At 58.0% G+C, this 20449-nt stretch carries 24 protein-coding genes; 17 read left to right on the forward strand and 7 right to left on the reverse strand.

Annotated elements, in window-relative coordinates:
- Nucleotides 1–180: 180 nt before the first annotated feature.
- The 3 genes from H4I92_RS07440 to H4I92_RS07450 form a co-directional block, all read right to left on the reverse strand.
- On the reverse strand, nt 181–2583 hold the full coding sequence (locus tag H4I92_RS07440) for a TonB-dependent siderophore receptor (RefSeq protein WP_077530008.1): 2403 nt from the start codon (nt 2581–2583) through the stop codon (nt 181–183).
- A 123-nt stretch (nt 2584–2706) separates the two neighbouring features.
- Complete coding sequence (locus H4I92_RS07445; protein WP_077530009.1) at nt 2707–3675, reverse strand: FecR domain-containing protein; 969 nt, start codon at nt 3673–3675, stop codon at nt 2707–2709.
- 3 nt (nt 3676–3678) lie between these two features.
- Nucleotides 3679–4188, reverse strand: coding sequence for a sigma-70 family RNA polymerase sigma factor (locus H4I92_RS07450; RefSeq protein ID WP_077530010.1), 510 nt, complete (start codon nt 4186–4188; stop codon nt 3679–3681).
- A gap of 151 nt (nt 4189–4339) precedes the next feature.
- Here H4I92_RS07450 and H4I92_RS07455 point away from each other — a divergent pair, with 151 nt between their 5' ends.
- The 4 genes from H4I92_RS07455 (at nt 4340) to H4I92_RS07470 (ending at nt 8693) form a co-directional block, all read left to right on the forward strand.
- Nucleotides 4340–5578 (forward strand): pyridoxal phosphate-dependent decarboxylase family protein, encoded by a 1239-nt coding sequence (locus tag H4I92_RS07455; protein WP_179105650.1) that lies wholly within the window; start codon nt 4340–4342, stop codon nt 5576–5578.
- Between the two features lie 120 nt (nt 5579–5698).
- Nucleotides 5699–7678, forward strand: a complete 1980-nt coding sequence (locus H4I92_RS07460) for a helix-turn-helix domain-containing protein (RefSeq protein ID WP_179105651.1) — start codon at nt 5699–5701, stop codon at nt 7676–7678.
- Nucleotides 7678–8361: an AzlC family ABC transporter permease gene (locus H4I92_RS07465; protein ID WP_077530013.1), complete on the forward strand. Its 684-nt coding sequence runs from the start codon at nt 7678–7680 to the stop codon at nt 8359–8361. The genes H4I92_RS07460 and H4I92_RS07465 overlap by 1 nt, the downstream gene beginning before the upstream one ends.
- Nucleotides 8358–8693 (forward strand): AzlD domain-containing protein, encoded by a 336-nt coding sequence (locus tag H4I92_RS07470; protein WP_077530014.1) that lies wholly within the window; start codon nt 8358–8360, stop codon nt 8691–8693. The genes H4I92_RS07465 and H4I92_RS07470 overlap by 4 nt, the downstream gene beginning before the upstream one ends.
- On the opposite strand, the gene H4I92_RS07475 is transcribed toward H4I92_RS07470, so the two are convergent.
- Nucleotides 8694–9236, reverse strand: a complete 543-nt coding sequence (locus H4I92_RS07475) for a CGNR zinc finger domain-containing protein (protein ID WP_077530015.1) — start codon at nt 9234–9236, stop codon at nt 8694–8696.
- Between the two features lie 80 nt (nt 9237–9316).
- On the opposite strand from H4I92_RS07475, the gene H4I92_RS07480 reads away from it, so the two are divergent.
- From H4I92_RS07480 to H4I92_RS07505, 6 genes are all read left to right on the forward strand, one after another.
- On the forward strand, nt 9317–10561 hold the full coding sequence (locus H4I92_RS07480) for an MFS transporter (RefSeq protein WP_077530016.1): 1245 nt from the start codon (nt 9317–9319) through the stop codon (nt 10559–10561).
- A 52-nt stretch (nt 10562–10613) separates the two neighbouring features.
- Nucleotides 10614–11078, forward strand: coding sequence for a GNAT family N-acetyltransferase (locus H4I92_RS07485; RefSeq protein ID WP_077530017.1), 465 nt, complete (start codon nt 10614–10616; stop codon nt 11076–11078).
- Between the two features lie 2 nt (nt 11079–11080).
- The gene (locus tag H4I92_RS07490) at nt 11081–11476 is read left to right on the forward strand and encodes a DUF4345 domain-containing protein (RefSeq protein WP_077530018.1); all 396 of its coding nucleotides are present in this window, start codon (nt 11081–11083) and stop codon (nt 11474–11476) included.
- A gap of 23 nt (nt 11477–11499) precedes the next feature.
- Nucleotides 11500–11988, forward strand: coding sequence for a hypothetical protein (locus tag H4I92_RS07495; RefSeq protein WP_077530019.1), 489 nt, complete (start codon nt 11500–11502; stop codon nt 11986–11988).
- Nucleotides 11981–12976: an NAD(P)H-dependent flavin oxidoreductase gene (locus tag H4I92_RS07500; RefSeq protein ID WP_077530020.1), complete on the forward strand. Its 996-nt coding sequence runs from the start codon at nt 11981–11983 to the stop codon at nt 12974–12976. The genes H4I92_RS07495 and H4I92_RS07500 overlap by 8 nt, the downstream gene beginning before the upstream one ends.
- A 269-nt stretch (nt 12977–13245) precedes the next feature.
- Nucleotides 13246–14274, forward strand: a complete 1029-nt coding sequence (locus tag H4I92_RS07505; protein WP_218668170.1) for an aldo/keto reductase — start codon at nt 13246–13248, stop codon at nt 14272–14274.
- A gap of 23 nt (nt 14275–14297) precedes the next feature.
- Here H4I92_RS07505 and H4I92_RS07510 read toward each other — a convergent pair whose 3' ends face one another.
- Nucleotides 14298–15221 carry a LysR family transcriptional regulator gene (locus H4I92_RS07510; RefSeq protein WP_077530021.1) on the reverse strand — a complete coding sequence of 308 codons (924 nt, stop codon included), beginning with the start codon at nt 15219–15221 and terminating at the stop codon, nt 14298–14300.
- A 275-nt stretch (nt 15222–15496) separates the two neighbouring features.
- On the opposite strand from H4I92_RS07510, the gene H4I92_RS07515 reads away from it, so the two are divergent.
- From H4I92_RS07515 to H4I92_RS07540, 6 genes are all read left to right on the forward strand, one after another.
- On the forward strand, nt 15497–15901 hold the full coding sequence (locus H4I92_RS07515; RefSeq protein ID WP_077531696.1) for a carboxymuconolactone decarboxylase family protein: 405 nt from the start codon (nt 15497–15499) through the stop codon (nt 15899–15901).
- A gap of 37 nt (nt 15902–15938) precedes the next feature.
- Nucleotides 15939–16619: an HAD family hydrolase gene (locus H4I92_RS07520; RefSeq protein ID WP_077530022.1), complete on the forward strand. Its 681-nt coding sequence runs from the start codon at nt 15939–15941 to the stop codon at nt 16617–16619.
- Nucleotides 16616–17083, forward strand: a complete 468-nt coding sequence (locus tag H4I92_RS07525) for an HIT family protein (RefSeq protein WP_077530023.1) — start codon at nt 16616–16618, stop codon at nt 17081–17083. The genes H4I92_RS07520 and H4I92_RS07525 overlap by 4 nt, the downstream gene beginning before the upstream one ends.
- Nucleotides 17084–17165: 82 nt before the next feature.
- On the forward strand, nt 17166–17630 hold the full coding sequence (locus tag H4I92_RS07530) for a DUF5615 family PIN-like protein (protein ID WP_143512625.1): 465 nt from the start codon (nt 17166–17168) through the stop codon (nt 17628–17630).
- 54 nt (nt 17631–17684) lie between these two features.
- Nucleotides 17685–17924: a YrhK family protein gene (locus H4I92_RS07535; RefSeq protein WP_245800862.1), complete on the forward strand. Its 240-nt coding sequence runs from the start codon at nt 17685–17687 to the stop codon at nt 17922–17924.
- Nucleotides 17925–17960: 36 nt separating this feature from the next.
- Nucleotides 17961–18638, forward strand: a complete 678-nt coding sequence (locus H4I92_RS07540) for a class I SAM-dependent methyltransferase (protein WP_077530025.1) — start codon at nt 17961–17963, stop codon at nt 18636–18638.
- A 39-nt stretch (nt 18639–18677) separates the two neighbouring features.
- Here H4I92_RS07540 and H4I92_RS07545 read toward each other — a convergent pair whose 3' ends face one another.
- Nucleotides 18678–19106, reverse strand: coding sequence for an organic hydroperoxide resistance protein (locus tag H4I92_RS07545; protein WP_077530026.1), 429 nt, complete (start codon nt 19104–19106; stop codon nt 18678–18680).
- A 76-nt stretch (nt 19107–19182) separates the two neighbouring features.
- Entirely contained in the window at nt 19183–19632 is a 450-nt protein-coding gene (locus tag H4I92_RS07550) for a MarR family winged helix-turn-helix transcriptional regulator (RefSeq protein WP_143512626.1), read from the reverse strand.
- 122 nt (nt 19633–19754) lie between these two features.
- Here H4I92_RS07550 and H4I92_RS07555 point away from each other — a divergent pair, with 122 nt between their 5' ends.
- Entirely contained in the window at nt 19755–20399 is a 645-nt protein-coding gene (locus H4I92_RS07555; RefSeq protein ID WP_077530028.1) for a class I SAM-dependent DNA methyltransferase, read from the forward strand.
- Nucleotides 20400–20449 lie beyond the last annotated feature (50 nt).

Raw genomic sequence — 20449 nt, forward strand, 5'->3', positions numbered from 1 at the left:
CTAACGGGGCGGAAATCAGAGAAAGGCCCAGTCCGAGCAGGCCTGCCCGAAGGGAAAAGGTGAGGGGGGTTGGCATACACGGCTTCGAATGTCGGTCGCTGTATTCCGTCTGGTGTTGGTGCGATACGGGCATATTCAGGGGTTCCAATAGTCGGTGAATTATGATCATTTGCATGGCGGCTACCATTCCGCCGTCACCGAGAGAGTCCCGGAACGGGGTTCACCCCAATATTGGTTGCCATAACCGGAGTCAATCGCGTTGGCATAGTATTCTTCGTCCAGGGCATTCTTGACATTCAGGGCAACCTTTACCCGCGGGTTGATCTGATACTTGCCAAAGAGGCCAACCAGGGTTCGGGCATCCTGGGACATCCCCCATTGCCCATAGCTTTTGGTGCTGTCATCAATGCTGGCGCCAAGGCTCCACCTCGCGCCTTCCGGCGAATAGCTGCCCGAGAGCTTGGTGATGCGGACCGTTTCGTCGTTGTCATCTTTTTTGTACTGGGTGAAGCCGGCCATGACCTGAACGCCTTCCACAACCTCTCCCGAGAGACCCAGATCAACGCCTTTGGTGATGGTTTCGCCCTTGGCCTCGTAACACCATCCGCCGCAGATGTTGTTGGCGTCGTAGGGCTGCAGCAATTGGGCCTCGTTGTCTTTACGGATTCGGAACAAAGCCAGGGAGGTATTCAGGGCACCATCGTAAAACTCACCTTTAACGCCCACCTCGTAGTTGGAGCCAACCTCCGGCTCAAGGGTGTTGCCATCGACCCCCTTGTTGGACTGCGGATTGAAAATCTCGGAGTACGTGGCGTAAGCGGATGACCAGTTGTTCAGTTCATAGACGAGAGCTCCATAAGGGGTGAAAACGGCATCTTCATCGCGAACGGTGTCGCCAAACTCATAGTGATACCAACTCAGACGACTGCCGATAATGACGTCAAGCGGATCGGTTACGTTAAAACGACCAGCAAGATACCCGCCAAACTGCTCGGTGATCTGGTCGTTGAGTTCGGTATCAACGACGATCTCGGGTCTGGGTACGCTGGTCCGCGGATCGAAGTCGTAAAGATTGGCGACAACGTCAGTTCCTTCACCCTCTCTGCCGCCCCAGACCCGTTCTGTCCAATTGCCACCGAGGACGAGGTCGTGTTCACGCCCGAAGAGTTGCAACGGTCCCCTCAGAAACAGCTCAAGGTCTTCACTGGTTTCTTTGTTGTATTGAGCCCACCGTCTAAACGTCGCATCACCCGTGGTTGAGTCAAAATCCGAATAGGTCCCGAAAAGCCAGTCGGCTTCGGACTTCATGCGCGACGCCTGGGTGATAAGCTGCCAGTCAGCTGCCAGTTGCTGTTCCAGTCGCAGCTTGTAGGTAGTGCCGTATTTGTCCCAGCGGTTCCAGGCAGGGGCAAGAAATGTCGAGCGGTCCCAGCCCATGTCGTTTCCATCGTTGTCCGTGGGGAGGCCGCTACGATCCGTGACGTTGTCATAGATGTCCTGCCTCTGCATGCTCAGAGACAGCGTTGTGGTGTCGGTTATGTCGCCCTCAACAACGCCATAGAAAAATGACTTCTTTTGCTTCTCATAATCACGGAATGAATCACTGGACTGGTCAACAGCAATGAGACGGGTCCTGACATCGCCTGAATCACTCAGGGGGCCTGAAATATCGCCGACCATCCGTTGCATATTCCAGGAACCCACACTTGCTTTGGCGGACGCCTGAAACTCTTTGGTGGGCTGCTTGTATACCATGTTGATCACACCACCGGGCTCCCCGGCTCCACTCATCAGGCCAGATGGCCCAAGAAGCACATCAACATGGTCGATCACCGCACTGTCCGGACCAGCAACAACACCGCCATCAATTCCTGATGTTGATGGCATCCCGTTGTACTGAATGGCCATGGGATACCCTCTGGCGGTATAGTTCCTCCTGTCATCATCCGTATGGCTCACGCTGACACCGGGCGCTACGCTCAGGATGTCTTCCATATCCTGCATGGCAAAATCATCGATCACCTTGTGGGTAACGGAATTAACAATCCTTGGGGTATTCTTGGGTGTCATCTGTAGTTTGGTCGCGGTACTGGTCAGCTCACTGGTGTACGCACCTGTCTGTTCGGTGCTTGCTCCAAAGTGACTTGCCGTCACATCCAGAGTATCCAGCGCCATGTTATTGGTACCGGTTTGACCGCCCTGCAGCGCCACGGTGTTGGGGTTTACAAACCGTGTATTGATCCCGGTGCCCACCAGAAGTGTCTTCAGCCCCTGCTCCACTGAGTAGTTTCCGGTGAGTGACGGGGCCTGTTTACCTTTAACCAAGTCAGGTTCAAAAGACAGGGTGATCCCTGCTTGACTGGCAAAGCGGCTGAGGGATTGATTCAGGGGGCCAGCGGGGATGGTGTAGTGTTTCTGTGTCTCAGCCTGTTGCTGGGCCTGAGCCAGTTGCAGTGGGGTAGAAACCAGCGACAGGCTTATTCCCAACAGGCTTACCCTGAGGACAGAAGCCAGGAGGCTAGGGCGACAGTGGTCTGGGCTGGGGTCAGCGAGCCGGGATAGTGTCTTGGGTGTTGATGGCATACCCTGAATCTCCGTATGACTAAATCAAGAATGATTAACGTTTGTATAAGGTATGCCGTACGCCCAGGGGAAAGGGGACAAAAAAGAAAGTTTGCGGAGTGGAGACAATAGCTTGGCGGGTCTTTATGCCGGTACAACAGTGATCCAATAATCCGTCATCCGGCTGATATGGACGGGGAGGGTACCCTCAATAGTGGCGAGCACCTGATCGGTGTTTTGCAGCTGAAACACACCGGAAATCCTTAGATCAGCCACCTCCGGATCCACGCGCAAGACGCCCGGTCGGTAACGCGCCAACTCCATAAGGAATTCCTCAAGGCGTTGGTTATCCGCAATCAATTGCCCTTTGACCCAGGCTTCGGCGTTATCTGAGGCTGGTGTTGGTGGGTAAACCTTGGCTGCAGAAAACGCGGCCCTGAAGTTGGTTTCGAGAAACGTTTCCGATCGTCTGTTTTTGGGGCGAATGGCTATGGTATCGCGTAGGACAGTAACGTCGGTGTGACTCTTGCCTTGAGGGTAGCCAAAAGCGCCAGTGCGAACGATGAACTGTGTTCCCAATGCACGAATGCGCCCCTGTCCAGTCTCCACAAGCAAAGGCTTTGGGGTGATCGTTGGATGCGATGCAGTGGTGACCTGGATCTCCCCTCGGTGTAGTCTTACAATCCGGGCATGCTCGCTGAAAAAAACGTCTACGGCGGTATTGGTGTTCAATACGAGTTCACCGCCGTCGGGAAGAGGAACCGTCCGTTGCTCGCCTTTCGCAGTGCGGATGTCAGCTTGCCAAAGCTCCCAAGGTAGCCTGGTGTAGCCGAGCCAGCCAGCGGCTGGCACGATGGCAGCCGCCGCAAAGGACTTCAGTAGGGTACGCCGGTCTATCCGTTCACGACCCAGAGTAGATGAGCCCAGCTCCTGAGGTACAGAATCCAGCATCGACCTGAGTTTACTGGCAGCCTGCCAGGCTTGCTCATGCTCGCGGCTTTGTCGCCGCCATTCAGCGAGATCTCGCCCGGAATCGTCATCCAGATCACCAGAATCAGCCCTGACAAGCCATTCTGCGGCCTCTTCGAGAATCCGATTATTTGGTTTTGACATGGTTTATTCTTCAACCATCAATGCCAGGCATCTGGAAAATGCGTGTCTCATGTCGCGTTTTACCGTCCGGGTGGAAATCTCCAGCATTAGCGCTATTTCGGCGTAGGGGGTGCCATCCAGCTGCGACATCAGAAAAACCCGGCGCACACGTGCAGGCAACCGGTCCAGCATTCCATCAATCTGGTCGAGAGTTTCCAGCAGCGCCTCCTTTTCCTGAGGCGAAACGGCCTCGCGCTCGGGCATGTGTATCAGCGCGTCCAGATACGCTCGCTCCAGGGATTTGCGGCGATAGTGATCCACCACTAGCCCATTAGCTATTACCTGCAAGTAAGCCCTGGGTTGCTCCAGCTCCAAGGGAGATGCGTTCCGTTTGCGGCGCAATAGCCGGACGAAGGTATCCTGAGCCAGGTCCGCAGCATTTTGCGAGCAATCGAGCTTCCCGCACAGCCAGTGGTGCAACCAGCCATGATGTTCCCGATATAGGGCGGTAATACTGGTCTGTACACTGTCCATGAAATACCACAGTTGGTAATTAAAAATTAATACGAATGATAACGAGTAACATTAAATATGCAAGCACTGTCTGCAGGGATGCGTGCCCATGCCCAGCGGTTCCATATATGGTGATAATCGTCGAAATGTGAGGTCTGGGGAGATGGTGACCATGTCGAAAGACGACGACTTCCTGTTCCAATCCGAGAAACTTGTAGACGCCCTATCTTCGTGTGCGAGGCATCTCGCGGATGAAAACAATGTGTTGCCGGAACAGCCTGCGTTCCATATTCCAGCGGAGATTCCCGTTGAGGGCCTCGGGGGAACCGTCGCGTTGAAGCAACTGGCGGATGGCTTCTTCCCTTCGGCAGCCCGCCTGGGGCATTCGGGTTATTTCGCGCATATGGATCCGCCCACGCCCTGGGTGTCCTGGGTAGGGGCGCTCTGGGCCGCGTCCTGCAACCAGAATCTTCTGCATCAGGATACCGGCAGTGGTGCGCGCGACCTGGAAGAGACAGTGGTTGGATGGCTCGCTACCTTTTTCGGCATGAGCGGCGGGCATCTGGTTCCCGGCTCAACCCTGGCCAATCTGACGGCCCTGTGGGCGGCACGCGAACTCAAGGGGGTGCGCCGGGTTGTTGCCAGTGAGGTGGCGCACCTGAGCATCCGGAAGGCGGCGTCGCTGCTGAACCTGGCTTTCCATGAAGTGCCTGTGGACACTGAGCAGCGGTTGCGGCCGGAGGCGCTCAACGGGATCGACCTGGGTGAGGCTGCCGTGGTTATTACCGCTGGTACTGCTGCGGCCGGGGCGATTGATCCGCTGGATGCGTTCCCGGAGGCGGCGTGGCGCCATGTGGATGCTGCCTGGGCCGGTCCGCTTCGCCTGACGCGTCATGCGGGGCTGCTTGAAGGTATCCAGGATGCTGATTCCGTAGCGGTGTCTGCCCACAAATGGCTTTTTCAGCCAAAGGAAAGCGCGCTCGTGCTGTTTCAGAAACCCGGCGAGGCACATGAGGCGATGAGCTTCGGTGGCGGTTACCTGGCTGTGCCCAATGTAGGCCTGCTGGGCTCACACGGGGCAACGGCACTGCCACTGGCGGCGACCCTGCTGTCGTGGGGCAGGAAAGGCATCGCGGAGCGGATTGAGCATTGTATGGCACTGGCGGAACGGCTGGCGTCCCGTGTCGCTGAGGAACCGGAGCTGGCGCTTTTCGGGCAGCCTGAAACCGGGGTTGTGCTGTGGCGCCCGCGCCATGGTTCGGCCGAGGCGGTTCGGGCGCGTATGCAGGATGCCTTTGTGTCGCTCACGCAGGTAGGTGGCGAGTACTGGTTCCGCTCGGTGGCTGCCAACCCCAATGCGGATCCGGACCAGGTAGTGGATAGCGCACTTGCCGCGTTGAAGTCAGTATAGGCGGCCGCCTGTTTGCCTCCGGGGATGTGGTCAGCTCTGGGCCTTTCTCGAGAGTCTGTTGATCGCGTCTTCTTGGAGTGCTATAAAACGAATCCGTTCTTTTTATGGAACAATTCGGGCATGGATTACCTCACCTCTCTGGCCAGCAATCTAAAGCGCACACGACTCCTCCAAGGGCTGACCCTATCAGGCCTGGCCCAGCAGAGTGGTATCGCAAAATCGACGCTTTCCCGCCTGGAAACAGGCGAGGGCAACCCGACGATCGATACGCTCTGGGCTCTGGCCAATGCGCTCAAGGTGCCTTTCGGGGAGCTGGTAGCGGGCGGAGAGGGTAGCCTTTCTGAATCTCAGTCTTCCGATGACCATGGTGCGCTTGTTCGTTTAATGGAACGAACGTTTGGCGAGAGACTCATCGAAACCTATCGCATGGAGCTTCCCGCCGGCCATATCCGGCGTTCAAACGCTCACGCGCCCGGTGTGCGGGAACGGGTGGTCGTACTGGAGGGCTGCCTGCTGGCAGGCAGTGCGGCACGCCCTCAACGGCTGAATCCGGGGGAGTCCTGCGAATACCCTGCTGATGTGGAACACCTTTACGGCGCTATGGATGCGTCCGCCGTGGCCATGGTGTTCATCGAGTATCCCAGTCAGGCGACGTCCCAGCAGCTGGCGGATCAGGTCGTCGACTGGCCTGATTCATCCGAACAGTGGGAGGGCGTTCGAAGTCTTGTGCAGCGCATGGCCGTAGAAGTGGCCACCGGCCTGAACGGGACGCTGCTGGGCCTGCGGCACGCGCCGGCTGACCCAGGTGTCCTGCATAACTCGATCACCGAACAGATCGGCCACTGCCTGGACGGCCCCTGGCCCATTGTCTCCGTCGTTGGGCAGGACGCAGGCGGGGCTTTCTGGGCGGCGCTTCCGCTCACATCCACTGCCGCGTTTACGGGTGACACTGGCGAGATTGAAAGTGGCGTTCTGAGTGAGGCCATGCGGTTGGCAGCGCTGGCTGAATCTCCTTTTCTACCGGCTCCAACCGCAATGACCGAGGTCGGTCAGTCCGGGAGCCGGACCCTGGATTGCCTGCTCAGTGAAATTTCGCTCCATCATGGCGTTATCCGGGCCTCCGGTGTTTCCGGCTTGATCTCACCCGGGCAGCATCTTGCTTCCGAAGATGCAGAAGCCTTTTCAAGCCGGATTGATGTTGATCAGTACGCTGCTTATGAGCTGCTGCACCCGGCTTATGCCCGCCAGGTTGTGGCAATGGCGGAGGGTATTCTGGCGCATGGCCAGGATAGGGTTTCGGGCGAGGTGATTGATATTGGCACCGGCCCGGGTACGGCGTTGCTGATGCTGTGTGAGCTGATTCCTGAATTGCGGGTAAATGCTGTCGAGCCTGATGGTGTCGCTATAGCTCACCTTGAAGCTGTTGCCGGGATCCAGCCTCGAATCCTGCCTCAGAAGGGCGATTTTCTGGCCTTTGATACGCCAGCGGCGTCCCAGGATCTGCTGACCTCGGTCGGTGCCTCCCATCACTTCAATACGGCCTTCATGCTGAAGAAAAGCCATGAGCTGCTGAAGCCCGGAGGGATACTCTGTGTTGCCGATGAATTCCTTCCGGAGTTCCATGATCGGCAGACGCGTCTGCGGGCCCTGGTTCGTCATCACAGTGCCTACATACTGACCACGGCCGCCTTTCTGGATCGCTGCGATCTCACGGATACGAACCCCGATCTTCTGGATGATTACGAGGACATCAAGCAGTCTCTGAGCCTGGCGGTACTGGAAGCACAGCGCGGCTTGATTGAGGAAGCCGTCACCCGTTGCAGGGCGCTGTACTTACGGTTGAATGAGGGGGGATGGAGTGCCTCTGCCAGCAGCCCGCTTGATGCCTACGTGCGCTTTTTCCGCCTCGAAATCCAGGCCATGGTGGCCGGGTTTGATTACGAGGTGGAGCGCAAGACCTATACCCGGCGGTTTCTGGAGATGGCCCGGATGAATGGCTTCCAGCTTCTGGAGCACAGGCGGGTATTCGCGACGTCAGGCACGGATGACTGGCAGGGCGGCACCCATGTGATCACCCTGAGAAAGCCGGAAGCTCATTGATGAAAAGCCTGTTTCAGGGCGTTGTCAGCAGCCTTTCCATTGCCGCCGGGTATATTCCCATTGCCTTCGGGTTTGCCCTTACGGCCATGGAGGCTGGGCTGTCGCCCGAGCTTACGTTGCTGGTGTCCATCGCTGTGTTTGCCGGCGCCAGCCAGTTCATACTTGTTGCGTTACTGGCGTCGGGGGCGGGAATTGTCAGTACGCTGGGTACCGTGCTGATGATGAACGCGCGCCACCTGTTCTATGGGCCGGCCATCCTGCCCAGGTTGAAGGCTGCCGGACGCGGGCTGCCAACGCCGCTACTGGCCTTCGGCTTGACCGACGAGGTCTTTGCCACCGCATCGGGCCACCTTGAAAAACTCACCCCGGAAGCGCGGGAGACCTGGCTTCTGGGCCTTGAGGCAGGTGCCTATTCGGCGTGGGTTGGCGGTACGCTTCTGGGGGTAACACTGGGGGCTGGCATGGACGCATTGCCGCCGGCCGTGGATGCGGCGCTGGAGTTCATTCTGCCGGCGCTGTTCTTTGTGCTGCTGCTCGAGGTCGGCGTGCGGCAGTGGCTCGGCACCATCCTGACCACGGCTCTGGTTTCAGCGGCCCTGATGACGGTGCTGCCGGGCTATCACGCCCTCGTGCTGGGAATGCTCGCGGGCGGTGCGTTCAACCTGCTGGGAGGGAGGCCATGAGTTCGGAGCTGACGCTGACCATACTCCTTGCAGGCCTGATTACCTTCCTCCTGCGGTGGCTACCCTTCCGGTACCAGGGTGACGAGCGAAAGCCTTTACCACCCACTCTTCAGAAGGTATTGCTTGCTATCGGGCCTGCCGCTATCGCGGCACTGCTGACCGTATCGCTGGTCCCGATGGTATCCACGTCCCCTTTGGGGACAAAAGGCCTGGGTGCCTGTGCGGCGCTGCTTTCCATTGCACTCTATAAAAGGTATTTCGGGGGCATCGCATTGCCGACCCTGTTGGGGGCGTTGGTGTTTGGGGTGGCGCATTATTTCTTCAAGTTCTGATCAGCCATGGCGGTTGTAGTGCCGCTTGGCCTTGGCCCTGTTTCCGCAGGTCTGCATGTCACACCAACGGCGTGTGCCGCTGCGGGTTGCATCCAGGAAATAGAGAATACAATCGGGATGGGCACAGGCGCGGATACGCTTGCGTGACCACTTGTTCCTGAGTTCAAGATAGTTTCTGGCAGCGACCCACGCCGGATACTGTACCTCGTCAACCTCGACTCTCTCGCCAGGTCCTTCGCTTCCCAGTCGGGGAACGATTCGGCCGTATTCCAGAACCTGATTCAGGGCCTCCCTGGCACTGTCGTCCCCGTCATCCGCTTCAAGGCACTGCCGTAGCGCTGTTCGCGCTTCAATGAGCGTTGCCTGGGTCGTACTTGAATCCCGCGGCTGCTGCAGGCCGTGCTCAGAAAGCCATTGCGCCACGCCGCCCTCCATTGCCAACAGGTCCATACGACTGCCGCGTTCGTTCCACTGTGTATTCACCAGGTCCAGGGCGATTGGCTCGCCCTCAAGAGGTCTGCTCTGTAAAGGCGTCTCTGTCATATAACCATCATCGCACATTTGACAGGTTATATGGACCCTGATTGAATCTAACCATCTTTAACTTTTATGGAGGTTAAGTAATGGGGGCAGGAAGCCAATTCATCGGTGGCCGGATGGTCACGATTTCATTCCTGGTGCTGATGGGCGCGTTTGGACTGAACCTTTCAGCCGGGCAGTTCTTCGCGGAACTGCATGAGGTTCACGGCTGGTCTCTGTCGACGCTCAGCATGGCTGTTTCGGTGAACATGATTGTATGGGGCGTGCTACAGCCGTTCCTTGGGAGGCTCGTTGACCGGATCGGGCCCCGGCCCGTCATTACCGCATCGGCCGCGTTGATGGGATTTGCGTTCCTGATGTCCGCGACCATTGAGTACCAGTGGCAGTTCTTTCTGTATTACGGGGTTCTAACCGCGATCGGGTTTGCCGGCTGTGGCTCCATGGCAAATGCGGTTCTGGTATCCCGCTGGTATGTGAAGGGCAGGGGCAGGATGCTTGCCCGCAGCTCAATGGGGATCAATATAGGTCAGTTACTGCTTCTTCCCCTTGCAGGCTGGCTGATCTATCTCGGAGGTTCCCAAATGGCGTTTGCCGTTCTGGGGGCCGGGATGCTGTTCATTGTGGCTCCCATCGTGTTCTTCGGTGTTCGGAACAACCCGCATGAGGTTGGGCAGCTGCCTGATGGGGATACCGCCCAGGCAGGTGGTGGAACCCAATCCAGAAATGCCACCTTTTCAGAAGCGATCCGCTCATTCGATTTCTATTGTGCGACGATTGGCTTTGTGACCTGTGGCTACTCGCTCTACATGGTCGCGATGCACCTTCCCGGCTTCGCTGTTGATCTTGGTGGCACCAAGGCACTGGGTGGCAACCTGTTGGGCGTAGCCGCATGTGCCAGTGCTGTGAGCATGTGGACGCTTGGCCAGGTAGCGCCTCGTATCGGGAAGAAACCAGTGTTGATCGGGCTGTATGTGGTCCGCGCGCTTGCGCTTGCCTGGTTGGCCATGTCGGGGCAGATCTGGCAGCTCTATGTCTTCGCGGTTGTCTATGGTGTCTCTTCGATCCCTATTATTCCGCTCAAGACAGGGCTTATCGGGGACAGGTTCGGAGCGGCGGGGCTGGGCGCTATTCTTGGATCCGCGTGGTTTGCCCATCAAATCCTTGCCGCCATGGGCGTCTATGTGGGCGGTGCCGTGAGGGAAGCAACAGGTACCTACGCTCCTGCTTTCCTCTCCGCAGCAGTTCTACTGGCCATCGGCGCACTTGCCACCGCTGCTTTCAGGGGCGTTCAGGATTTTAAGCCTGTTATCGTATCTGAACAGGGTTAGTTGGGTGTCGGTTCGCCCTTTATCTAGAGGGGATTACGAGGGAGCAGTTCAAATGGAGTTACACCCTGCTCAGCAATCAGATCTTTTAACGGTGCTTAGCTGGGTCAATGGTGAACATGAATGCCTTATGTGGGCAGGGCCCAATATACAGTATCCCGCAACGCCTGAGACGGCATGGCGGGATATGGAGGCCTCCGAGGGGAACGCTTATGTTCTGGTTGATCCTGCTTCCAAAGTCGTTGGATTTGGCCAGATTCTATCCAGTGGAGGCAGCGCCCTTCATCTGGCGCGCCTGATTGTTGAGCCCAGGCTTCGGGGCCAGGGTGTCGGCCGGGACCTTTGCGCGGCTCTCATGGATATTGGTTCCGCGAGCCAGCCTGCCGAATACGTCACGCTTAATGTGTATGAATCGAACAGAGCGGCAGTTCGGCTTTATCAATCGTTGGGATTTGAGATAAAAGATAGGGACGATTCAGGGGCGGTGGCTATGGTAAAAATCCACAAGGAAGAGGGATAACGATGACATTCGCAAGAACGCTGGTCTGGATTAATTGCGCCCTGTTTATTGCCTTCGGGCTGGGTTTCACGTTTGCCCCTGCGTTTCTGGCTTCTGTGGTGACCGGGGCAGAGCCGGCAACGCCGAGTGCGGTGATTGATATGCGGGCGACGTACGGTGGTATGGCGCTCGGTCTGGCTACCCTGTTCTGGCTCTGCGCCCGGGATGAGCAGGGTGTCTCTATCGGTATTCGCGGGGTGCTGGGCGTGATGGTTTTCCTAGCGCTATCCCGGTTGCTGGGGATAGTCATTGATGGCTCCCCCAATGCGTTTATGGTCCTGTTGCTGGCGGCGGAAGTTGTCATGGCGGTTCTGGCAGTCGTCGCGCTTCGGGAACATTCCCCTGTGACATCCGACTGATGAACTGATTGAGAGGAGGCAACATGCCAGGGACGATATTTCAGTTTTTCCGGCAATCTGCGCTTTTCTTTTTATGCCTGCTTCCGGGTCTGGCCTTGGCCAGCCAACCGAATCCAGCCGACGATATTGCCAGCAAGCCGATGCTGCTGGAAGTCCGATACTGCGAGTGTCAAGCCACTAAGCTGGACAGCCCATCGAGTGAGTTGCTGCCAGGTTTTCTGGAAGCGTCGAATTCCCTGAAGGTCGGGGTTGCCAGTGAGGATGAAGGGTTCGTGGCGTTCGATGCGTTTTCCTTGGGTTACAGGGTTAGCCCTGTTGCGGACGAACCGGGAACCTTCAAGCTGACCTGGGCCAGCAGCTACTCACGGAGTAGTGACTGGAGTACGGCCCAGGGGAAAGCGGCCTTGGTTAAAGGTGAATGGGTCCAGCTTTATGGCTCGCGTAATGAAAGTGATGCGGGGACGCATCATACTGGTGTCGCTGTGAGGTTGGTTGAATCCACTGATGACTGACATGGGCATGAACGAAGAGTCTCTCGAAACACCGCTTACGCGCCTTCTGGGCATCCGCCACCCGATTCTTTCGGCCCCGATGGCCTGGGTTGCAGGTGGGCAGCTGGCCTCTGCAGTCTCGGAAGCCGGCGGGCTGGGCCTGATCGGAGGTGGCTACGGTGATGCGGAATGGCTCGAGCGGGAGTTGGCCAACGCGGGTGACACGCCCGTCGGCGTTGGTTTCATCACCTGGAGCCTGAAGCAGAAGCCGGAACTGCTTGACCAGGTTCTGGCACATCACCCCCGGGCCATGATGCTGTCGTTCGGGGAGCTGGCTGGGTTTGCCCAGCAGATCAGGGAAGCCGGCTGCTGCCTGCTGGCCCAGGTCCAGACCGTGGAGCAGGCAAAGAAGGCCGTGGATGAAGGGGCGGACGTCATCATCGCCCAGGGCACCGAGGCCGGCGGGCACGGTGCGAACCGGGCCACGCTGCCCCTGGTTCCCGCCGTGGTGGATGCCGTTGGTTCCGTCCCCGTGGTCGCCGCCGGCGGTATCGCGGATGGGCGCGGCGCAGCGGCGGCGATGATGCTCGGGGCAAGTGGGGTTCTGATGGGAAGCCGTTTCTACGCCACCGAGGAATCCCTGGCGCATCCCACCGCCAAGGCGGGCGCGGCTGACGCCCATGGTGACGATACGGTTCGCAGTTCCGTATTTGATCGGTTAAGGGGCTACGGTTGGCCGGAGCCCTACACGCTGCGCAGCGTGCGTAATCGCATGACCGACCAATGGCACGGCCATCTGCCCGATCTGGAGGAAAACCTTACCGATGAACGCGAACGGTTCCAGGCCGCGATACGGGATGCGGATTTCGACCTCGCTCCGCTTATTGTAGGTGAGGCGGTGGATCTGATTGACCGTGTGCAGACGGCACAGGAGGTAGTTGAGAGTGTGGTTTCTGGAACAGCCGCGTTGCTTGAGCGGGGGCCGGTGAATGGCTCCGTGCGCCGATGAGTTGGAAATCAAGTGAACCGCGTTTTCCTGGAGCACAACTTCTTCCCAATACGACCACCAAATAAATGGATCATGACGTTAACCCTTAGTCTGATGTGGTGAAGGGGAAACCGGGTTTATCAGCACAGGCATGTTCTGATTTCCTGATACCCTAATGGTATTACCGTAAGCGTTATTCCCTGAGCCCTCCCCGCAGTCCACTCTCCCCAATGGGGCGACAGGCACAAAGTTGCCCAGCCATTTAATAAGCTGACAATTGGGGATTGATAATGACCTGGGACGAAACAGTAGCCTCAACCATTCCGCAGCGAACCCTGGGCAAAGACTTTACGGTTTCTGCATTGGGCTACGGGGCAATGGGGATTAGTGAGTTCTATGGCCCATCAGATGATGCAACCTCGCTTGATATCCTTTCACAAGTGGCTGCCAGTGGGATAACCTTACTCGATACCGCGGACATGTATGGGCAAGGCCATAATGAGGCGTTGATTGGAAAGTTTCTCAAGGAGCGGCGTGGAGAACCTGGTGTTGAAAGCCTTAAGGTTGCCACCAAGTGTGGAATTGACAGAAGCGATGGTAGCTCCGGGAGGTCAATCAATAACCGGCCGGAATACATCCGAGCTTCCTGTGAAGCGTCACTTAAGCGACTGGGTGTTGACCGTATCGATCTGTACTATATCCACCGTGTCGATCCCGACGCAGACATCTCTGAAACCATGGAATGTCTCGGCGAGCTCGCCAGGGAAGGCAAGATTGACCGCGTAGGCTTGTGCGAAGTTTCTGCGCAGACTCTTGCCAAGGCCCACAATGTTTATCCTGTTACCGCTCTGCAGACCGAGTATTCGCTCTGGACCCGTGATATAGAGCCTGAAATCCTGCCCATGGCGCGCGAGCTGGGCGTTGGGCTCGTGGCGTACTCCCCATTGGGCCGCGGCTTCCTGACCGGTCGGATCACTTCAACCGAGACATTGGCGGAAGGCGACTTCCGGCGCAGCAATCCGCGGTTTCAGGGCAGGAATTTGGAACACAACCTGACCCTTCTGGAAAAGGTGCATCAGGTCGCTGATCGACATAACGCTACGCCAGGTCAGGTCGCTCTCGCATGGCTTCTGGCCAAGGATGACGGCATTGTGCCGATTCCAGGCACGCGTCGTTCGCGCTACCTGCAGGAAAACCTGGGGGCCATTGACCTGGAACTGGAAGCCTCTGACCTGGCGGGTCTCGAGGCATCTCTGCCGATCAATGCTACCCATGGGGAACGGTACACCCAGGAAGGCATGAAGGGTGTTAATGCCTAGGGTGTGGATAGAGTCGAGGCACGCTATAGGGCTGAGGCTACATTGATGAACCGGTCAGCTGTCCGAAGGACTTCGGAGCGCGTCTCGCTTGAGCGCCATGTTAACTGAAGCTCAATATTCAACCGGTCTTCAATGTCAGGGACAAATGGCCGATAGACCACCCCAAGGCGGCTTGCCGCACGCATGGAGGCGGGGAAGAAGGCTATTCCTTCCCCGGCAGCGACCTTCGATAGCAACGTCATATGCTCGCTGGGTTCCGGCTTTCGGGGTGGTTCATACTCAAAATCGGTAAAAACCTGCTCGCATTTATCGTAAAAGGCAGGGTTATCGTTTCGAGGGAACCAAAACAAGGTGGTCCCGGCCAGGTCTTCAAATGAGACCTGCTCCTTTCGGCTCGCGCTATGCGCTTCCGGAAGCGCAACCATCAGTGGATCGCCCGCGATCTGTCGTACCTCCAGCTCTCTTCCCTGGCTTGGGATGTTCCCGACAATAGCAAGGTCGATTTCTCCGTTCCGCAATCGTTTAAGAAGTTGTTTTGAATACGCATATTCCGTGCGAATCTGAGCTGATCCCCTCGGGGAAGTCAGAGCTTCCTGAATGCCTGGTAATAGGCTGAAATCGATCACACTGGTTAAACCCAGCCGAACATCCGCCTCCTCACCGCTCTCTTTCAGGCGTAGCGAATTAGTGGCTGCGTCGACTCGTGACAGTATCGCATGTGCCTCACGCTCAAAGGCTTCGCCTGCCGAGGTCAAACTTACTTTATGGGTATCACGCTCAATGAGCTTTACTCTGAGCAGGTTCTCCAGGCTGCTTATCTGCCTGGATAGCGGTGGCTGAGACATATTCAGGCGTTCCGCCGCACGGCGAAAGTTAAGCTCCTGGGCTACGGCGACAAAACACTGTAGCTGCTTAATGGTTGGCATTCGGCGAGAGAGAATTGCCATAGAGAGGCTCCTTCCAAATCAGTGACAACCCCGTGGAGGCCAGTAGTGTGTCACGCCCGCTTGATATTGTCCGCTTTCCTCAAGATCACACATTCTGACCTGCTCACTTCTGGTTTCCCCTTCATTTGCGATGCAATAAACGTATTACAGAATCCGCAATTCTGCGGTTAACGGAGAAAGCCTACTATTGCGTGGAAACGTTGGTTGCAAGGTTAATGCAAGGAGGTAAATCATGATCATGCATGCTGTCTTCATCCCTCGGGTTTCCGCGAACCATGAGTGAGCAGGGGAATAGCACGACGAACGGCAAGACCGCCGAGGGTAAACGGATCATGGATCGGCTCGAAGCGGGAGCAGGTGAGCGTGTTACCAATCGGCTGGCTGAACTGGATCCGGACTTACCCAGGCTGATTACTGACTATGCGTTCGCGGATGTGGTGGGCCGGCCAGGGCTGGACCTCAAGACACGCGAGATGCTCACGGTTGCGGCCCTTACGGCTATGGGAACAGCTCAGGGACAGTTGGAGTTCCATATACGTGGTGCCCTGAACGTAGGCGTGGCCAAAGAGGAGCTGCTTGAGGTCATTATCCAGATGGCAGTCTATGCGGGTATCCCTGCCTGCATGAATGGAATAACAGCCTATCGTTCAGCCTTAGCGGCTCAGGATTATGATGGATAAACCGGTTTGAGTCAGGGAGATTTGGAGCAAGATAGGGATGATCATTCTGGATATCGACGGAACCCTGATCGACCACGACTCCGCTGAAGAGCAGGCCGCCCGGGAATTCGGCGCCTTCTATGCCGATGCGATTCCGGGATACTCGGCCGCTACGTTTCCTGGGGTCTGGCGGGGGGCGTCGGAAAAGCACATGGCTGAGTTCCTGGCCGGTGACATCAGTTTTGCCGAGCAAAGGGCCAGGCGGATCCGGACGGTGCTTGATGACCCATCGCTATCAGAGCGCGATGTGGATGCGGCCTTCAGCCGATATCTGGCCTTCTACGAGGCCGCTTGGGAGCTGTTTCCGGACGTGTTGCCGTTTCTTGAGTATTGGTCACATAGGAAAGTTCTTGTGGCCCTTTCGGATGGCTCCCAGGCCCAACAGGAGCGGAAGCTGGAGAAGACTGGTATCCGGCATTTCTTCCAGGCAGTGGTTACGGCGGAAAGGGTTGGTGTTGGCAAACCGGATGCCCGTCTTTTCGAGTCGGCGTGTGATCAGGTCGGTGTTCCTCCTTCTGAGGCCTGCCACATCGGTGACCGTTTGGATAAGGATGCACAAGGTGCCCTGTCAGCGGGTGTTCGCGGTATCTGGCTGAACCGGGAGAAAGCGACGCCGGTGGACGATGTGGAGATGATCCATTCGTTATCCGAGGCCCGGTTAACAAGGAGTGAGCTGTGACCTGTCCATTCTGCGAGATCGCAGCGGGCCAAGCCCCGTGCCACAAGATATGGGAAGACGCGGAGCATATGGCCTTCCTCTCGATTTTTCCGAATACGCCCGGCTTTTCCGTGGTTATCCCGAAACGTCATGTCTCCAGCTACCTGTTTGATCAGGAAGATGAGGTGGTTTCCGGGTTGGTCCTGGCCTCAAAGCGGGTGGGGCGTCTGCTTGATCAGGCCCTGGAGGGCGTTGCGCGAACGGGTCTGATCTTTGAGGGTTATGGCGTTGATCATCTGCACGCGAAGCTGTTCCCGATGCATGGTACGGGGGACAGTTCGGCGTTCAGGCCCGTTGAATCCAATGTCGACAAGTACTTTGAGCGCTATGAGGGGTACATTTCCTCGCATGATTACAGGCGTGCTGATGACGATGTACTGGGAGCGCTTGCCGCGAAGATCAGGGAGTACGCAGCAACGGGGTAGTCCAGTTGCCCCTCAGGCGCCAAACCTGCTCGCTATGCGTTAGAGTAAAGCTTTGGGTGTTTAGAGGTCGGAGCTGGTATCCGTGCGAATACTCTGCGACGAAATGCTCAACGGCATCGCCCAGTGGCTGCGTGTTGCAGGGTATGACACCACGGTGCCCACGCCCGGGCTCCCAGACGATCAACTGATGAATCGCGCCCGTGCCGAGGGGCGCTGGCTGGTGACTGCTGATTCCGATCTGCTGGGGTTTTCGGAGGCGGCCGATTATGTCATCTATCTGCAGGGCGGCGATGACGAGGCGCGTTTGCGGGAGCTGACCCAGAGGCTGGACCTGGATTGGTGCCGGGCGCCCTTCACGCGCTGCAAGAACTGCAACGCCCTTTTGCACGAGGCCAGCGATTGGGAAGTGGCGCATTACTACCCCGGTTCCATCCGGCTGGATGGGCAGAGTGTCTGGGCCTGTTCGAGTTGCTGCCAGCTGTTCTGGGAGGGCAGCCATGTGCGGCGGATGCGAGCCCAGCTGGAAGCCATGAACCGTTGGCGGTGAGGGCACGGTTTTAGGCATGATTGGCGCCAGTTAGACGAGGCAGGAGGCGGATTCTTGGATATCGAACGTGATACGCGAAACGTCATCAAGGTCCTGGTGCAGGACTACAGCTGGATCCACCTGACGCTGGGCCTGCTCGGCAACCTGACGTTTTTCATTGGCAGTGCCCTCTTCCTCCCGTCCCTGGAAGAGTACAAAGTGCTGGGCGTCTGGCTGTTCATCATTGGTTCCTTTCTCATGCTGATAGGCTCCATCGGGCGGTTCCTGGTGGATATCTGGGAGGAAGAGACCTGATCCTATTCATGTTGGTCGGAAACAGGGAGCATTGTTGTGGAACTGGATCATGTCGTCCCCTGGGGGCGGTCCTTCGCGGAATACCAGCGGATGTTTAACCTGGCGCCCGCCGACCTGGATAAGCGCATCCTGGGCTGCGGTGATGGCCCCGCCAGCTTCAATGCCACGCTCACGGCCCGCGGTGGCCGGGTGGTGTCCTGCGACCCCGTCTACCGTTTCAGCGCGGAAGCGATCCGCCGCCGGGTGAATGCGGTCTATCCGGAGATCCTCGCGAAGGTGGGGGCCAACGCTTCGAGTTACCTGTGGGATGAACTCGGTACTGTGGAGCAGCTTGGCGAGGTCCGGATGGCGGCGATGACGGACTTCCTTGCGGATTTTCCCGAGGGGTGTGAACAGGGGCGTTACCGGGATGCGGCGCTGCCTGATCTGCCGTTTGAGGATGCGGCCTTCGACCTCGCGCTCTGTTCCCATTACCTGTTCCTCTACAGCGACCACCTGGATGAAGAAGGGCATCTTCAGGGCATGCGGGAGCTCTGTCGGGTTGCGAAAGAGGTGAGGGTCTTTCCGTTGGTGGCGCTGAACGGGAACCACTCCAGGCATCTGGAGGCCGTCATGGCGGCGCTGGCTGATGAGGGAATCCGTACGTCGCTTGAGCCGGTGGATTACCGCTTCCAGAAGGGCGCTACGGAGATGCTGGTGGCAAGGGGAGACTAGGGCCGCCGCCCGGCGACCCAGTCCTGTGGAATCGGCGCTTCAGACCGTCACCACCAGCTCCACCGGCACGTTGTTCCGGGTGGCGTTGGAGTATGGGCACACCTGGTGCGCCTTGTGTACGAGCTCTTCGGCCTGTTGCTGCTCAAGTCCGGGGATGTGCACGTTCAGGGTCACGGCCAGGCCAAAGCCTTCGCCTTCCGGCCCGATGCCCACCTGGCCGGTGATGGCGGTTTCCTCCGGCAGCTCAGCCTTGGCCTTGCTGGCGACCAGCTTCAGCGCGCCGAGGAAGCAGGCGGAATAGCCGGCGGCGAAGAGCTGTTCGGGGTTGGTGCCTTCCCCGCCGGCGCCACCGAGCTCCTTGGGTGTGGTGAGCTTGACGCTGAGCTGACCGTCGTCACTGGCTGCCTTGCCGTCACGGCCGCCGCTGGCGGTTGCCTGGGCCTGATAAAGGATTTTTTCTGCACCCATGATGATTTCTCCTCTCTCTTTCGCTTCGATTGTACGCGATTAAATCGCGCACGATTTAAATAATCCAAAAAATGCCTCAGCTGGCCAGCCGCTCCCGCAGGTTGTGCAGGTCGTCCCGCAGCCGTTCCAGCTCGTCCGGGCTGCACTGCGCGGCACACATGACGGACTCCGGCACGGCCTCGGCCTTCTCGCGGAGCTTGTGGCCCTGCTCCGTGAGCACCACGGCGACCTGGCGCTCATCCTGGCGGCTGCGCTGGCGTTGCAGCAGGCCCGCCCCTTCCAGCCGCTTGAGCAATGGGGTGAGCGTGGCCGAATCCAGGAAGAGCCGCTCGCCGATGCCCGAGACGGTCTGGCCGTCCTGTTCCCAAAGCACGAGCATGACCAGGTACTGCGGGTAAGTCAGGTCCAGCTCCCGCAGCAGCTTCCGATAGACCTTGCTCATGGCCAGCTGCGCGGAATACAGGGCAAAGCAGACCTGTCGGTCCAGCGCCAGAAGGCTTTCCTGTGAGTCGTTGCTGTCAGTCATAGATCGCATTTTAGATAGCGCGCGATTAAATCGCAAGCATGGAATCAATGGCAGGGCATCGATCATTGGTATAGTGGCGCCAACCAACAAACGCAGAACAACCGGAAAAGGACTCGAATGCCATGACGGACAGGACCATCACCAAGACCGAGATCCTCAACAAGGTCTACACGGCGGATGACCACGAAAAGCTGATGGACGCCTACAAGGACTGGGCGGCCGATTACGACAGCGACCTGGAAGAGCTGGGCTACGTGGCTCACATCACCAGCGCCAAGGCCCTGGATCAGGCGCTTGGCGGGAATCATGATGCAGTGATCCTGGACGCCGGCAGCGGTACGGGGCTGGTGGGCGAAGAGCTGGGCAAGCTGGGCTATCGCACCACGGATGCGCTGGACTATTCCCAGGACATGCTGGACCAGGCGGAGACCAAGAACGTTTACCGCAAGCTGATCCAGGCGGACATGAAGGAACCCCTGCCGCTGGAAGACAGTGCTTACGATGCCGTCGTCTGCACCGGCACCTTTACCTACGGCCACATTACCGCGGATGGCTTCGACGAGCTGATCCGTGTTACCCGCCCGGGCGGCATGATCGTGTTCACCGTGCGCGAGGGCGCCTACGAGGAATACGGCTACCGGAAGAAGATGCTGGACCTGGAGGTTCAGGGCACCTGGGAGCTGGTGAGCTTCTACGACACGCCCTACCAGATCGAGGAAGGCAACACCTGCAAGATGTGCACTTACCGGGTGTGCGATCCCGCCTGATGTGGCGACCAAAGGGGCAGAGTGAAAGGGCCCTTGGCTGGCCCAAGAGC

The sequence above is a fragment of the Vreelandella halophila genome, assembly GCF_019903425.1.
GTDB classification, from domain to species: domain Bacteria; phylum Pseudomonadota; class Gammaproteobacteria; order Pseudomonadales; family Oleiphilaceae; genus Halospina; species Halospina halophila.